The 16,353-nt window shown below is 62.6% G+C and carries 9 protein-coding genes; 2 read left to right on the forward strand and 7 right to left on the reverse strand.

What is annotated here, in order from left to right; all coding sequences use genetic code 11:
• The 5 genes from PO883_RS21055 to PO883_RS21075 all read right to left on the reverse strand — a co-directional run.
• A partial coding sequence (locus PO883_RS21055) for a glucokinase (protein WP_289311485.1) occupies positions 1–1,022 on the reverse strand: 1,022 nt, incomplete at its 3' end.
• Positions 1,023–1,199: 177 nt separating this feature from the next.
• Positions 1,200–2,147, reverse strand: coding sequence for a VTT domain-containing protein (locus PO883_RS21060; RefSeq protein ID WP_289311486.1), 948 nt, complete (start codon positions 2,145–2,147; stop codon positions 1,200–1,202).
• Between the two features lie 78 nt (positions 2,148–2,225).
• Complete coding sequence (locus PO883_RS21065) at positions 2,226–3,902, reverse strand: ABC transporter ATP-binding protein (protein ID WP_289311487.1); 1,677 nt, start codon at positions 3,900–3,902, stop codon at positions 2,226–2,228.
• Between the two features lie 9 nt (positions 3,903–3,911).
• The gene (locus PO883_RS21070; RefSeq protein ID WP_373890091.1) at positions 3,912–4,934 is read right to left on the reverse strand and encodes an ABC transporter permease; all 1,023 of its coding nucleotides are present in this window, start codon (positions 4,932–4,934) and stop codon (positions 3,912–3,914) included.
• The gene (locus tag PO883_RS21075; RefSeq protein WP_289311489.1) at positions 4,931–5,869 is read right to left on the reverse strand and encodes an ABC transporter permease; all 939 of its coding nucleotides are present in this window, start codon (positions 5,867–5,869) and stop codon (positions 4,931–4,933) included. The genes PO883_RS21070 and PO883_RS21075 overlap by 4 nt, the downstream gene beginning before the upstream one ends.
• A 429-nt stretch (positions 5,870–6,298) precedes the next feature.
• Between PO883_RS21075 and PO883_RS21080 the strand changes: the two genes are divergently transcribed.
• On the forward strand, positions 6,299–9,094 hold the full coding sequence (locus PO883_RS21080; RefSeq protein WP_289311490.1) for a TonB-dependent receptor: 2,796 nt from the start codon (positions 6,299–6,301) through the stop codon (positions 9,092–9,094).
• 285 nt (positions 9,095–9,379) lie between these two features.
• On the forward strand, positions 9,380–11,998 hold the full coding sequence (locus PO883_RS21085; protein ID WP_289311491.1) for a TonB-dependent receptor: 2,619 nt from the start codon (positions 9,380–9,382) through the stop codon (positions 11,996–11,998).
• A gap of 399 nt (positions 11,999–12,397) precedes the next feature.
• Here the strand turns inward: PO883_RS21085 and PO883_RS21090 are convergent, their stop codons facing one another.
• Together PO883_RS21090 and PO883_RS21095 are read right to left on the reverse strand one after the other, a co-directional pair.
• On the reverse strand, positions 12,398–12,901 hold the full coding sequence (locus PO883_RS21090; RefSeq protein WP_289311492.1) for an excisionase family DNA-binding protein: 504 nt from the start codon (positions 12,899–12,901) through the stop codon (positions 12,398–12,400).
• 300 nt (positions 12,902–13,201) lie between these two features.
• Positions 13,202–16,099 carry a TonB-dependent siderophore receptor gene (locus PO883_RS21095; protein ID WP_289311493.1) on the reverse strand — a complete coding sequence of 966 codons (2,898 nt, stop codon included), beginning with the start codon at positions 16,097–16,099 and terminating at the stop codon, positions 13,202–13,204.
• Between the last annotated feature and the right edge of the window lie 254 nt (positions 16,100–16,353).

Consider the following 16,353-nt stretch of genomic DNA (forward strand, 5'->3'; position numbering starts at 1 on the left):
CAGCCGAGCTTTTCGGCGAGGATGGCGGAGACGCCCAGGAAGGCGGGGTACTCGGCCGTGATGACGAAGGTCGGCACTTGCGCCAGATAATTGACGAAGCGCCCTTTCTGCTCGAAGCGGCTGCGGAAAGATGAGCGCGCAAAACGCTCGCCCAGCCGTGGCACGATCCCGCCACCTATATAGATACCACCCTGCGCACCGAGCGTGACCGCGAGATTGCCCGCCACCGTGCCCAGCATGCCGCAGAAGGCGTCGATCGCCTGGTCGCACAATGCACATTCCCCCGCCAGCGCGCGCCGCGAGATCTCGGGCGCGTCCAGCTCCTGCGCCACCTGCCCCGTATGGTGCGCCAGCGCGCGGTAGATCAGCTCGATACCGTCGCCCGACAGCATGCGCTCGGCCGACACGTGCTCGTACTGGCGCCACGCGAACTGCAAAATCGCCACTTCGGTCTCGTTGGCCGGCGAAAACGTCACGTGCCCGCCTTCGCTGAGCAGCGCGGTCCAGCCGTCGCCCGACGGAATCAGCCCCGACACGCCCAGCCCGGTTCCGGCGCCGACCAGCCCCAGCGGCGTCTGCGCACGCGCCACGCCGCCGCCAATCTGCTGTTTCTGGCTAGCTGCCAGGTGCGGCAAGGCACGCGCCAGCGCGGTGAAGTCATTGACCACTTCCAGCGTCTCGAAGCCGCACTCAAGCCGCAAGGCGGCAATCGAGAACTCCCAGTGATGGTTGGTCATCCGCACCAGATCACCCGTAATCGGATTGGCAATGGCCAGCGCCGCGTGGCGCAAGGCGCCTACGCCGGCGCCAAGCACCTTCGGCGAGCCCAGATAGGCGCGCAGAGCATCGGCCAGGGTCGGATAGTCGGCACAGGGCAACACCTCGATCAGCCCGGTCTGCCCGGGCGCCGTCTCCAGCGCGAAGCGGGCGTTGGTGCCGCCGATGTCGGCCAGGAGGCGCGGCCCGTCGGCATAGGCGGGGGACGGGGAAGCTGAAGATGGCGCGGTAGCGTGCTGAGTCATGGTGGCAAGTGTTCTATGGACTCGCCAAGCTTAATGGACACATGCCCGAGGTGCAAGCTTTCTTTGTAGTTTTAGTACATTGTCACGGAAAATTCTTGCGGCAAGGCGAGTTCCGGCAACGCTGCCCGTAGTATAGCTACGCGCAGCGGGGTCGAAACGAAAGGAAATGGGACGGAATCAGCCGGCGTGGGCAGTCTGCGGGTCGCTCGCGCCGCTGTGGTGGGCGTTCCATGCGTCCAGTCCGCCATGCAGGGGCCGGGCCCGATGATAGCCCTTGGCAATCAGTTCCTTGGCGACCTGGGCCGCCGTGACGTCGTTCGGGCAGCTGCAGTAGACGACGATGTGGCGTTCCTTGTCGAGCAGCGCCATGACGCTGTCGGGCGTGCAGGCGTTATAGATCAGCGCGCCAGGCACGGCTTGTTCGAGCTGCTGGGCGGTGACGCTGCGCGCGTCGATGATGATCGGATGCTGCCCGCCGTGGATCAGCTGGACCAGCTCGCTCATGCTGATGCGCTCGATCTGCATGCCCTGGCGGAAGCGGCGCCGCTCGATGTACTTGTACAAGACGAACAGGGCGAGCAAGCTCAGCAGGACCATCAGCGCGGTGCTGCCCATGTCTTCGAGCATGAGCAGTACTTTGTCGACGCTGTTGTGGAAGATGACGCCGATGGCAATCCCGGTGCCGCTCCACAGCAGGCTGCCGGTCATGCTGAAGGCCAAAAAGCGCGGCGTGCTCACGCCCAGCGCGCCGGACATGGGCGAGGCGATGATATTGAAGCCCGGAATGAATTTGGCGACCATCAGCGATTTCGGACCGAAGCGCTTGAAGCGGTCTTCGGTCTGGCTGACGCAGTAGTCGGGCGAGAGCGAGATTTTGCACAGCAGGCGCAGGATGCGCTTGCCGTAGAAGCGCCCGGCGTTGAACCAGAACACGTCGCTGATCAGGCAGGCGCCGACGCTCACGGCAAGGCACACCGGCAAGCTGATCTCGCCACCCGCAGCCAGCGCACCGGCCACGATCAGGATGGGGAAAGCGGGAATCGGCAAACCGATTTGCTCGACCAGCACGATGGCAAACACGATGAGCACACCGTAGACCTGAAGCAATTCGATAAGATTGGGCATGCCGCTATCTTAGCCGAAAATGCGCCGGAAATCGCCCGCTGCCCGCATTGCCGCAAGCGCGCCCCGGCATGCGCATATTTACGCGCCCGGGATCGCCCCCAGCAAGGCCCTGGTGTAGGCGTGCTGCGGATTGCGGTACAACTCGTCCGAATCGGCCATCTCCACCACGCTGCCGGCACGCATCACCATGACCCGGTCGGCCATGTACTTCACCACCGCCAGGTCGTGCGAAATAAAGATGTAGCTCATGCGGTATTCATCCTGCAGGTCTTGCAGCAGATTGAGTACCTGCGCCTGCACCGAAACGTCGAGCGCCGACACCGATTCGTCGCACACCAGGATTTCCGGACGCAGGGTCAGGCAGCGCGCAATCGCAATGCGCTGCCGCTGCCCGCCCGAAAATTCGTGCGGATAGCGCTGCATCGCCTGCGCCGGCAAGCCGACCTTGTCGAGCAGTTGCAGCGCCATGGCCGCGCGCTCGCCGTCGCCCGCGCCGATCTGGTGAATGCGCATCGGTTCGAGCAGGATCTGCCCCACCGTGAAGCGCGGATTGAGCGAGGCATACGGGTTTTGAAACACAATCTGGATGCGCCGCTTGTAGGCCATGAATTCGCGCGCCGGCATGCCGATCAGGTCCTTGCCGTCGAAAATCGCCGTGCCGCCGCTGGCCTGGTGCAGCCGCAGCAGGGTCAGTCCGAGCGTGCTCTTACCCGAGCCCGACTCGCCCACCACGCCCAGCGTCTTGCCGCGCGCCAGGGTGAACGAGACGTCGCTCACCGCGCGCAGTTCGCGCTTGCCGAACAGTCCCTCGCGCGCGTAAAAACTTTTGCTCAGGTTGCGCACGACCAGGACTTCCTCGTCGCCGGCCGCGTAACCGCGCACGCGCTGGGGACCGGCGGCCTGCTCTTGCACTTCCAACCGATCGTCCAGATAGTCGCCGAGCACCGGCAGGCGCAGCGGACGCTGGTCCAGCCGCGGGCGGCAGTGCAGCAGCGCGCGCGTGTAGGGGTCTGCCGGCTGCTCCAGCACCTGGCGCGCCAGGCCCTGCTCGCGCACCTCGCCATGGCGCATCACGATGACGTGGTCGGCGATCTCGCCGACCAGCCCCAGGTCGTGCGTGATGAACAGCACCGACATGGCGCGCCGCTGTTGCAGGCGGGCGATGAGGGCGATGATCTGCTTCTGGATGGTAACGTCAAGCGCGGTGGTCGGCTCGTCGGCGATCAGCAGGGCCGGCTCGCAGGCGATCGCCATGGCGATCATCACGCGCTGCTGCTGGCCGCCCGACAGCTGGCCGGGATAGGCGTCGATCTTGAGCGCCGGATCCGGCATGCCCACCTCGTCGAGCAGCGCCAGCGTGCGCGCCCTCGCCTGCTTCGCGCTCATGCCCATGTGCAAGCGCAGCACTTCGCCGATCTGGAAGCCGACCGTCAGCACGGGATTGAGCGAGGACATCGGCTCCTGGAAGATCATCGCGATCTCCTTGCCGCACAGGCGGCGCCGCTCCCTGGCCGGCAGCGCCAGCAATTCACGTCCGTCGAACACGATGCGCGAAGCCGGATCGATCAGCGTCGTTTCCGGCGCCAGCAAACCCATCACTGCCAGCGAGCTGACCGACTTGCCGCTGCCGGACTCGCCCACCAGCACCACGGTGGCATTGCGCGGCACCGCGAACGAGACGCCGCGCACCGCCTCGACCGTGCTGTGCTTGTCGACGCGGAAGGCGATGCGCAGATTGTCTACTTGAAGCAGCATGCGGGCCTTCTACTTGAGTTTCGGATCGAGCGCGTCGCGCAGCGCATCGGTCAACAGCGAAAACGCCGTCACCAGCAGCGCCATGGCGGTCGCGGCGGCGGTCAGTTGCCACCATTTGCCGAGGATCAATTCGTTCTGCGCTTCATTGAGCATGCTGCCCCACGACACCACGCCGACCGGCACGCCGAAGCCGAGAAAACTCAGGATCACTTCGGCCTTGATGAAGCCGACCGCCAGGATCGACAGCTGCACCAGCGCCACATGGCTGATGTTGGGAAAAATATGCGAGAACATCTTGCGCCAGTGCGAGGCGCCGATGGCGTCGGCCGCCATCACGTACTCGCGCCCCTTGTGCTTCATGTACTCGGCGCGGATCAGGCGGTACGGCCCGGTCCAGCCGGTCAGCCCGAGAATGAGCACGATGGTGCTCACGCCCTTGTGCTGCAGCACGGCGGCCACCGCCAGGATCATCAGGATCGGGGGAATCGAGGTGAACACGCTGTAGAACCAGTTGAACAGGTCGTCGACCACGCCGCCGAAGTAGCCGGAGAATGCACCGAACAGGGTCCCCAGCGCGACCGCCAGCAGCGCCGCCGCCAGCCCCACCACGATCGAGGTTTCGCCGCCCTTGATGGTTTTGAGCAGGACGTCATGGCCCCATTTGTCGGCCCCGAACGCCAGCGTAGGCAGGCGCGCTGGCGGTGGCGCGGCAATCGCGGCGCCCTGCGCGTCGATGACGGCGGCAATGTCGCCGGCCAGCGGATCGAAGGCGTTCGGCGGCGGCGCCATGCGCGCCACGCCGGCGCCCTCTTGCGTCAAGGCATCGGGGCCGGTGAACGATGGCGGCGCGTACGTGACGCCCACCTCCTCTTCCCAGCCGGCGGCGACCAGGCCCATGGAGGACAGCCCCAGCATGGCCAGGAACAGCGCCACCACGGCCAGCGACAGCATCGCCACGCGGTCGGCGCGCAGGCGCCGCATGGCCAGGGTCCACAGGCCGGCCGGCGCGTTTGCTGGTGCGCCCATCCTCATGCGAGCCGCACGCGCGGATCGACCGCCTGGTACAGCAGGTCGGCCAGCAGATTGAACACCATGGTGGCGGCGGCCACGTACACGGTAATCGCCTTGATCACCGGAAAATCGCTGCGCTCCACCGCCAGGATGACTTCGCGCCCTATGCCGGGAATACCGAAAAACCGCTCCAGCAAAAACGCGCCGATCAGCAGCGCCGGCAGGTTCGCCATCACGTGCGTGATGATGGGAATGGCGGCATTGCGCAGCACATGCACCCACATGATGCGCCGTTCGGACAGCCCCTTGGCGCGCGCCGTGCGCACATAGTCCTGCTGCACTTCGTCGAGCACGAAACTGCGGTACAGGCGCAGGGTCGGCGCGATCGACACGGCCAGCCCGATCAGCACCGGCAGCGCCGCATAGCGCAGCAGGTTCTCGCCCAGCCCGGCGCCCCAGCCCTGCACCGGAAACAGGCCCATCTTGTAGGCCAGGCCGTACTGGAAGGCGATGATGTACACCAGGATGCTGACCGACATGCCGGCCGTGCAGGCAATCATCACCGCGCGGTCGGTCAGCGAGCCGCGCACGAAGGCCACGGCCAGCGCCAGCGCGATGCCGGTCGCGGTTTCGAGCACGGTCAGGGGAATGAGCACCGTCAGCGACGGCCCCAGCCGGCTGGCGATGATGCGCGAGACCGGTTCGCCGGTGCTCCAGGCGTTGCCGAAGTCAAAGGTCACGATCTGCTTGACGAAGATCCACAGCTGCACGTGCATCGGCTGGTCGGTGCCGAGCTGGCGCCGGATGTTCTCGATCTCGGCGGCATCGGACATCTTGCCGGCGAGCAGATACGCGGGATCGCCGCCGATCCAGTTGAACAAGATAAACACCAGCAGCACGACGCCGGCCATGGTGGGCAGCATCTGCCACAGGCGGCGCAGGATATAGGCAAGCATGGGATGTGGCGCGGTCTTTCCTGGTCGTGGTGCGGTTCGGTTGCGGCAGTGCGCAGGCCATCACGATAGCGCATTTCAGCCGCGCGCGGTCATGCCAGGCGAACAATGTTCAAGCACGCCATGCCGTCGCCGCAGCCCTGTCAACACAGGCCAACGGCAGACTACGCCCGCAAATTCAAGTACAAAATTGTAGCGTCGGGAAACTGTTGTTTCGCTGCCAAAATGAACGGTGTGTACATTGACAGTCAGACACTCAGGTGTTGATATATGTGCGCTTGGAAAATGTTCTCACCAACTATTTCCCAAGAAAACGGGAGACTGCATGTGTTTTTTGCCAATTTCAGCAAGCCTGTGCTGGGAATAGTGCAAAAAGCGACATAGGCATGCAGATATAGACGTCTTTAACATTGATACCCTCTGGAGTTACACATGTTTAGAAAAACCGCAATTGCGCACGCCGTCTCTCTGGCGATCGCTTCGGCAGCACTTTCCGTGGCCGCGCCGGCCATGGCACAGGACGCAGTAACAGGTCCGATTCAACGCGTCGAAGTCACCGGTTCCAGCATCAAGCGCGCCAGCGCCGAAACCGCTTCTCCAGTCCAAGTCATTACTGCGCAAGACATGGCCAAGTCCGGCAAGGGCACGGTCGCGGAATACCTCCAGACCCTGACCGCCGATGGCGCAGGTTCCCTGCCGACAGGCTTCGGCAACGGCTTTGCCGCCGGTTCGACCGCGATTTCGCTGCGCGGCCTCGGCGCCACCTCGACCCTGGTGCTGCTCAACGGCCGCCGCATGGCGCCGTTCGCCCGCGCCGATGATGGCCAGAAGAGCTTTACCGACCTGTCGACCATTCCGATGGAAGCGGTCGAGCGCATTGAAGTGCTGAAAGACGGCGCCTCCTCGACCTATGGCGCGGACGCGATTGCGGGCGTGGTCAACATCATCCTGCGCAAGGATTTTACGGGCATCATCGCCAAGGGCACGATCGGCCAGTCCAAATACAAGGATGGCGAAATGGCCAAGGGCTCGCTGACCTGGGGCAAGGGCAACCTGGAAGCCGACGGTTACAACGTGCTGGTCAACGCCGAGTACTACACCAACAACGAACTCAAGAACAAAGACCGCGCCAACCGTGGCTGGATCGGCCACGGCGACCTGCGTCCGTACGGCTATGCGATGGATACCCAGTTCGCGTCCGGCTACCTGTCGGGCAGCAACAACACCGGCGCCAGCCCGGCCGGTTCGATCCGCAACCCGGCCAACAATACCTATGTCTCGCTGCCCGGCTGCGGCGCCCTGTCGAAGACCGCCAACCGCGATCCGCAAGGCGGCTGCCTGTGGCACCACGACCAGTTCCGTTCGATGCAGCCGCAGGTCGATGGCTTGAACCTGTACACGCGCGCCACCAAGAAACTGGGCGAAGACCTGCAAGTCTACGGCGAAATCGGTTACTCGAAACGCGATACCTCGTTCACCCTGGTGCCGGGCGAAATCACGCGCACCTATGCCGGTCCGCCGACGGCTGCCAATCCGACCGGCGTGACCAACTGGGGTTCGGGCGCCGGCACCACCATGCAGCTGGCCGCCAACCACCCGCAAAACCCGTACGGCGTGCCGGTACGGGTGCGCTATTCGGCCTTCGACGTGGGTCCCAGCGAGCGTTCGGTCAACAATGAATTCAACCGCCTGGTGGTGGGCCTGAAGGGCGCCGGCATGGGCTGGGATTTCGACACGTCCTACGTGCATTCGGAATCGAAACTCGACCTCATGTACAGCAATATGCTGAACCTGCGCGTGGTCCAGGCCGCGCTGGGCAATCCGGCCAGCTCCTACTTCCCGTACTACATCGGCGAGCAGGCCGGCAAGAACCCGGCCTCGCTGTACGCGGCCATGGTGCGCACCGCCACCTCGCATTCGACCACCCAGCTCGACATCGTCGACTTCAAGGCTTCGCGCGAGCTGTTCCAGCTGCCGGGCGGCGCCATGGGCCTGGCCGTGGGCGGCGAACACCGCCGCGAAAAACTCGACAATCCATCGCTGTCGGGCACCGAAGACGGCAGCATCAATTCCTCGTACGTGGCCGCCAAGGGCGAAGAGAAGATTTCAGCCGTATTCCTCGAGGTGGCGGCGCCGGTACTGAAATCGGTGGAATTGTCGGCCGCGCTGCGTTACGACAAGTACACCAACTTCTCCTCGACCACGCCGAAATTCGGCGCCAAGTGGACTCCGGTCAAGAGCTTCGCCCTGCGCGGCACCTATTCGGAAGGCTTCCGCGCACCGGGCGCCGCTGAAGCGAGCGCCTCGTCGCGTTCGACCGGCACCGCCACCACGCGCGATCCGGTCCGTTGCCCTGGCGGCACGCCGGCAGCCGGCGGCGGCAGCGCCACCGATTGCGCGATCTCGCTGGCCGCGGTCAAGGTCGGCAATCCTGCGCTCAAGCCGGAAACCTCGAAAGGCATGACGCTGGGCATGGTCTGGGATCCGCTGAACGATACCAGCCTGTCGGTCGACCTGTGGAAGATCAAGCGCAGCGACGAGATCAATCCGCTGCCGTACAACGAAGCGGCGGCCCTGCCGACCGCCGTGCGCGCGGATAACAACCTGGTGGTCGGCGGCGTGGCGATTCCGAACACCGGCACCATCCTGATCTCGAACGCACCGTACCGCAATTCGAGCTTTACCGAGATCAAGGGCGTCGACCTGGACATCAAGCAAAAGTTCCGTCTCGGCGACTATGGCCGTGCCAACCTGGGCCTGACCTGGACCTACATCGATTCCTGGATCCGTGCCGAGTCGGCCACCGTCAAGTACCAGTACGCCGGCACCCACGGCAACTGCGACACCTCCAACTGCGCCGGTACGCCGAAACAGAAGATCAGCTTCGTGGCAGGCTGGGACTGGCAAGACCTGAACCTGACGGCCACCACCAACTACCGCTCGAAGATGAAGAACGTGCAGTACGAGGGCGACATCTGCGCATCCAAATTCGCCAACGGCACCCCGGCGCCGAACGCGGAATGTACGCTCGCTTCGTTCACCTCGACCGACCTGTCGGTGCGCTACAACCTGTCGAAGAACTTCCAGCTGTTCGGTTCGATCAACAATGTGTTCGACAAGATCGCACCGCTCGATGCACTGACCTACGGCGGCATGAGCTACAACCCGATGGACGCCAGCGGCGCCATCGGCCGCTATTTCAAGGCCGGCGCGCGCTACCAGTTCTAGTCTGAACCAGCAGTGAACGCATGACGGAAGGGCGACGCGCAGGCGTCGCCCTTTTTCATTGCCCTGTCCTGCAAGTATGTATATGTACGCGCACACGCATTGTCGCGCCGCGGCGGTTGCTGCCTACAGGAACATGATTGCTGACTGGAAGCTTACTTTGTAAATCAAGCTAAACAATTTAGCCATTTCCGTTGTATTTTGATCAAAGCCAATCTTGTACGATTGACACCCGCAGCACCTGATGATTCTATAGTCCCCTCTCACTTTTGGATGGAGTTGAACAGCATGATGAAGCCAACCGTATTATCCCTGTCGTTGGGCGCGATCTTCGCTGCCGGCGGCGGACTCGCAGGCGCGGCGTTCGCACAGGACGGCCAGCCAATGCAGCGCGTCGAGATCACCGGATCGTCGATCAAGCGCATGCAAAGCGAAACCGCCACGCCGCTGAGCGTCATCAAGGCCGACGAATTCATCAAGCAGGGATTGACCACGGCCCAGGAAGCGCTGTCGCGCATTCCATCGAACCAGACCACCATGGGCAGCGGCAACGTCGTGGGCGGCAATAGCAGCGGCTTGCCGACCGGCGGCCAGGCCAGCGCCGATTTGCGCGGCCTGGGCGGCGACAAGACCCTGGTGCTGCTCAACGGCCGGCGCCTCGCCAACCACCCGTACGACAGCTCCAGCGTCGACCTGAACATGATTCCCCTGTCCGCCCTGGACCGCGTCGAAGTGCTGCGCGACGGCGCTTCCGCGATCTACGGCACCGACGCCATCGGCGGCGTGATCAACTTCATCACCAAGCGCTCGGTCACCACCACCACCATCACCGGCGAACTGGTGCGTCCACGCAAGGTCGGCGGCGATGAAGAGCGGGTCAACCTGTCCAGCGGCTTCGGCAACCTCGACAAGGATGGCTTCAACGTCTTCGGCGTGGTCGACTGGCACAAGCAGGAATCGATCAATTCGCAGCAGCGCGAATTCTCGAAAACCGGCATCGTCCCGAGCCGCGGCCTGAACCTCACTTCCGGCACTACCTTCCCCGGCAACTACTACGATGCCGGCGCCGACAAGTCCGGCAATCCGGGCTGGGCCAGCGGTTGCAACGCACCGTTCTCGGTACCGAACGCGGACGGCATCTGCCGCCAGGATTACACGCGCCAGATCGACAGCATGCCCGACCAGGAACAATTGGCCGTCTTCGCGCGCGGCAGCATGAAGCTGGGCGCCGACCACCTGGCCAGCCTGGAATTCCTGCATTCGCAAAACGACGTGACCTCGCGCACGGCGCCGCCGCCGCAAACCGGGCTGATCATGCCCAACACCAGCAAGTACTACCCGAAGAGCGGCGTGTCGGGCCAGCCGCTGTCGATCAACTGGCGTCCGCTTGAATCGGGCCAGCGCACCATCGATTCGAAAGGCAAGGCCGACCGCGTGGTGTTCGGCATGGAAGGCTTGCTGGCGGGCTGGGATTACAAGGGCGGCCTGTCGCACTCGATATCGAAGTCGAGCGAAGACTTCATGGGCGGCTATGTGGCCGACGCCGCGTTCGCGGCCGGCGTGGCCAATGGCATCCTCAACCCGTTCGCACTGCAAGATGCGGCCGGCAAGACTTATCTCGAGAGCACCGCCCTGCGCGGCCGCGTGCAAAGCGCCGAAGTGAAGAACACCGCCTTCGACTTCAAGGCCAGCCGCGACCTGATGGCGATGGGCGGCGGCCAGATGGCCGTGGCGGTCGGCACCGAAATCCGGCGCGAGACGGCCGACTTCAACGTCAACCGCGCGATCGCTTCGCAGGCGTCGAGCTCGGGCCTGTCCGGTTCGCTGTCGAAATCCGGTTCGCGCAATATCCAGGCCCTGTTCACCGAACTGAACCTGCCATTTACCAAGGAACTGGAAATGCAGCTGGCGGCCCGTTACGACCGCTACAGCGACGTCGGCAACACCACCAACCCGAAAATCGGCCTGCGCTACCAGCCGATGCCGCAGCTGCTGGTGCGCGGCTCGGCCAGCACCGGTTTCCGCGCGCCGACCCTGTTCGAGAAAAACGGTCCGCCATCGCGCAACGATACCAACGATAGCTACAGCGATCCGATCCTGTGCCCGGGCGGCAAGGCGCAGCCAGGCTCGAACCCGCTGCGCGACTGCAACCTGCAACAGTTCAAGCTGCAGGGCGGCAATGTCAACCTGAAACCGGAAAAATCGAAGTCCTTTTCCTTCGGCGCCGTGGTCGAGCCGATCCCGAGCGTGACCTTCGCGGCCGACTACTGGAACATCCAGCTCAAGGACAAGATCGCCGCCCTGCCCGAGCAAACCATCTACGGCAACTACGCCAAGTACAAGGCGCTGTTCCTGCGTAATCCCGACGGTTCGCCGAACGCGATCGAAGACTTCCTCAACAACCTGGGCGAAGTCAAGACCGATGGCGTCGATGTCAGCCTGACCCTGCGCCTGCCGCGCACCAGCGCCGGCAACTTCACCGTGACGATGGACGGCACCTACGTGCACAAGTACGATTACCAGAACGAGCGCAGTGGCGAGTTCATCCACAACGTGGGCCGCTACGCCGACATGGCGCCGGTGTTCCGCTGGCAGCACACCGCTGCGCTGAACTGGTCCAATGGCCCGTGGGGCGTGAACCTGTCGCAATCGTTCAAGTCCGCGTACCAGGACCAGGATCAGGTCGATCCGGAGTTCAAGCACAAGGTCGAGGCGTACAGCCTGTTGAACCTGTCGGGCAGCTACAGCGGCATCAAGGGCCTGACCCTGACCGCCGGCCTGAAGAACCTGCTGGACGAACAGCCGCCATTCTCGAACCAGGGCACCCTGTTCCAGAAGGGCTACGATCCGCGCTTCAGCGACCCGATCGGGCGCGCCGTGTACCTGCGCGCCAGCTACGCGTTTTAAGCGTTTTCAGCTGGCAAAAAACCGCCGGGGTCCGGCGGTTTTTTTTCATCCTTGCAGCCCGTTCCTTCCTTGAAAGCATGGCCCGCGCCTTCACCCAAGGCATGCGGCGCGTCCGTTATTGGCGACGCGGACCTGCGGAAGGAAGCGCCAGCCCCCATTCCCGTGAGAAGTGTTGAACCGTTTTCCTCGCCCCATGCAATTTGGCCAGTTGCGCAAGAACTCGGCTTCAATATCCTGACTCCACCTCGCGGAGAACAGGCCCAGCAAGCACATATCGAACAGCACGTCGGAGAGCCGCGGCGGCAACAGAGCATTGGCGTCCAGCAGCGCATGGGTAATACCGCCGGGAGACAAGGGATGGTTGATCGCCGCCTCAGGTCCGCCGGCGCGTCTTCGTCTTCACATCGACAAATGCCGTCTCGGGAATGGCATACATGCCGGTCTCCGCAGCAGCAGCCCGGTAGTCCGGTAGTCCGGATGCGCGGTGCCGGCATCGCGTTGCGAAATCCATGTGCGCACTGAAGATTCCGGAACGCGGCGCCCGCCCCCGGCGACCGACTCGCCCTCCAGTTTGTTGTTATCAATAAGCATGGCAACATAAGGCAGGCTGCATTGCATCAGCTCGGCTGCGTCCTTGATCATCAGCATCGTGTCGGCCCGCGCAGTGGTCGATGTCGCCGCGTGAAGCTCGGCGACGTCAGTCAGATAGCGCTGCAAGCCAATGCGCATGTTACGCGCCGGATCATCCTGCCCATCCAAGAGTTCATGAAGCGCATCGGCAATGTGTTGCGGCGTCCCGACCGCCAGGTTCGGCAACTTCGACACCAAGGCCTCCGCGATGCCTGCCAACGGGTCGGATGCGATGGATGGGGTATGCCGGTTCTTTTTGAAAACGGTGGTCATGGAATGCCCTCCCTTCTTACCGGTCTTCATTGTAGTTCAAATGCTGCGGCAGCCGGTGCTGCGGCAGCCGATGCTGCGGCAGCCGGTGCTGCGGCAGCCGATGCTGCGGCAGCCGGTGCTGCGGCAGCCGGTGCTGCGGCAGCCGGTGCTGCGGCAGAAGCGACTCCCTCCAAAGTGCACCGTTCGCCCCCCATAGAAAAAAACCCGCCGGACAGGACGTCCGGCGGGGTTTTTTACGTCATACAAGTTTCTTACAAGAGTAGGCGATGGCTGTCTGTCAACCGCCGCGCACCCCGGCAATTACAGGAACTTGTAGTTCAGACGTGCGTAAAACGTGCGGCCCAGCGGGTTGGTGAAGGTCGGATCGTAACCCACTTGGAAGTTGGCAGCATTGCGCGACGATGGTGGATCTTCGTCCGCGATGTTCTTGATGCCAAACGTCATGCTCACGTTTTTCATCGGTTTCCAGCCCAGGGTAGCATCGAAGGTCGAATAGGCACCGACCTTGCGCAGCTCGGGATACTCAGGCCCGATCTCTGCCGGATCGGTAAAGTCCCAATATCCTTTGGTATAGTTATGCGTCACCGACGCACTCCACTGGCCAATACCGTAGTTCAGGCTCAGCATGTGGCGGAAACGCGGGGTCGGACCGAAATCCTTGTAGTTGCCCAGGTCGCTGACTTCCGGCGAGCCTGCGTACTGGTAGCCGTGCTTGCTGTAGTAGGTCGAATCGAAGTTCGCGCCAAGCGTGCCCATGTCGCCCATCTTCTGGCGATAGTTCAGGTTCAAATCGACACCAGCGGCGTAGAATTTGCCGGTGTTCACGCGTGGCAGGGCCACGTACGCAAGCGGGAAATCCTTGTTGGCATTGGCGGCATAAGGCAGCTTGATGCCGCCGACCGGCACTGGTGGCGGAGGCAAGTTGTTCGCTAATGCCAACTCCTTGTCTTCTTCATACTTCTTCTCGATTGCCGGATCGTAGCGATAGAACTGACTCAGATTGGCGACCGGATCGCCGAACACGGTGTTTTCCGACATCGCGTTAATTGACTTATCGATTTTCACATTCCAGTAATCGATCGAGCCGCTGATGGTCGACGTTGGCTGGAACACCAGGCCCAAGGTGTATTGCTTCGATTTCTCAGGCTTGAGGTCCGGGTTGCCGCTGTTCTGTGTGGTCAGCTGAACATTGCACTCATCCTGGCGGTCGCCAACCTTATTGATACTGTCGACTTCCTGACCTTTCGGGCAACGCACCGGATCGCTGAAGTTCGACGAGGTGTTGTTCAACGCCTTAGGATTGAGGTTGTCCACCAGGGTCGGGGCGCGGAAGCCGCGCGCCACCGAACCGCGCGCCATGATCACGCTGGTCGGACGGTAGGTGAAACTCAGTTTCGGGCTCAGGTTGTCGAATGCGGTGCCGAAACCGTTCTTGTACTTGTCGTAGCGGGCGGCGCCGCTCAGTTCCAGGCCCTTGACGACAGGAACAACCACTTCCGAGAACAGGCCGAACACTTTACGGTCACCGGACACGCCAGGAACTTCACCCGCGCCGCCCACTTCGTCACCGTTCTTGAGGACATCCGACGACTCCTGGGTCAGCTTTTCCTTGCGATACGACGTGCCGACCGAAAAGCCCACCGCGCCGGCCGGCAGATTGAACAACTCCTTGGACATCTTGAAATCGAGCTCTTTCGAGATCGAGACGCCGCCGTTTTCAAAGCCGCTCAGCTGCGAACCGAGCAATGCCGCCTTGCTGGCCTCATCTTGCGTACCGAATACGTTGATTTCACCCTTTTTGACCAGAGGCTCCAATTTGGCGTAGCTGAACTTGCCAGGACCGAACTGGATCTCGACTTCGTTCTTGCCGTAGGTCAGTGCGGTCTCGTAATCCCAGCCCGCCATCGTGCCCTTGGCGCCCACCACGATCCGGGTGTTTTCGGTCTTGGTCAGGTCATTGCGGCCGCCACCGGCGACGGTGCGCCAGGTACCCTCAAGTTCACTCGTCGGCGTCACGTCCATGTCGGCCGCAAGCACGCTCTCTGCCGTCGTGACAGTGCCGTTCGGCATTTTGTAGCCAGCCGGCAGCTTGAGGCCCTTGGGCAGCTTGATCGTCTTCGGATAGAAGCGGCCATTGGTCGGGTACTTCATTTGATTGGTGTACGGCGCCGGCGAGGCGGCCGCGATCATCTTGTCGCGGGTGTACGCCGCTTCGGCGAACAGTTCCAGGCCTTCGTTGACCTTGAATACGGCACGGGTGACGATGTTGTCGTGCTTGGCTTCAGGCACCAGGTCGATGTACTTGACATAGTCGGTGCCGCAGCCTTTTTCGCTGATGACCACCAGGCTGAATTCATCGTTCTTGCAACCGTTGTAGCGGTAAGGATTGACGCCGACATAGTTGTTGCCTTGCGAATCGGTGAACTTCAGGTTGGGCACGCCGTTACGTGGCGAGGACTTGTTGATGCCCAAGTCAGGACGCACGGAAGTGGTCGAGAAGCTGCGGTCGGAAGCTTGCAGTTTATCGTTTTCTTCATGGTTGGCGCTGAACAGCACGTTGAAGCGGTCAGTCGCGATGTCGCCGAAGCCGCCGGTCAGGTTAAAGCTGGTGGTATTGCCGCCGCCCTGGTCGACGTGGGTCTTGTAGGCCGATACTTCCATCCCTTTGTAGTCTTTTTTGAGGATGAAGTTGATCACGCCGGCGATCGCATCGGCACCGTACACGGCGGAGGCGCCGTCGCGCAGCACTTCGATGCGTTCGATGGCCGACAGCGGGATCGAATTCAAGTCGACCGGATTGTTGCCGACCGCATAGTTGGCCACGCGGCGGCCGTTCAGCAGCACCAGCGTGTAACGGGCGCCGAGGGCGCGCAGGTTGGCGGTCGATGGCACGCCGGACGCGCCGACGTTGTTCGACGCCACGTTGCCGCCGAAGTTACCTGGGATCAGGTTGACCAGATCCTGGGCCGAGGTGGCGCCGGTGCGCTCGATGTCTTCGCGGCGCAGGATGGTAACAGGCAGTGCGGTTTCAGCGGCGACGCGCTTGATCGACGAGCCGGTGATCTCGACGCGCTGCATCGAATTGTCCTGGGAAGCGGTCTGCGCCACGGCAGGCAGTGCTGCGAGGCCAAGGCCGACGGCGATACCGCCCGAAAAAACCAGGCGCAATGAACGCGATAAAACGGTTTCCGTCATCATGTGTGAATCCCTTGATTTATAAAATATTAGTATTAACACCATCTTTTGGATGATGCATCAATTTAAGTAGCGAACCTTGCGGTGGCCGGGTCCGGATTGCGGAGTCCTTCCGGTGCAAGGTACAACCAGCCGAGCTCTTGGTAGCGCTGTCTCCCTCGGCTGAACTTCTTCACTTCGCTTAAAGCGACTTGTCGATTGGCGTTCGACATCTATGCCTTTTTGCCAATCAAGCCCAAGATAGAAACATACGGGAA

Origin of the sequence: Massilia sp. DJPM01 (genome assembly GCF_030348125.1) — a bacterium.
GTDB lineage: Bacteria > Pseudomonadota > Gammaproteobacteria > Burkholderiales > Burkholderiaceae_D > Telluria_A > Telluria_A frigida.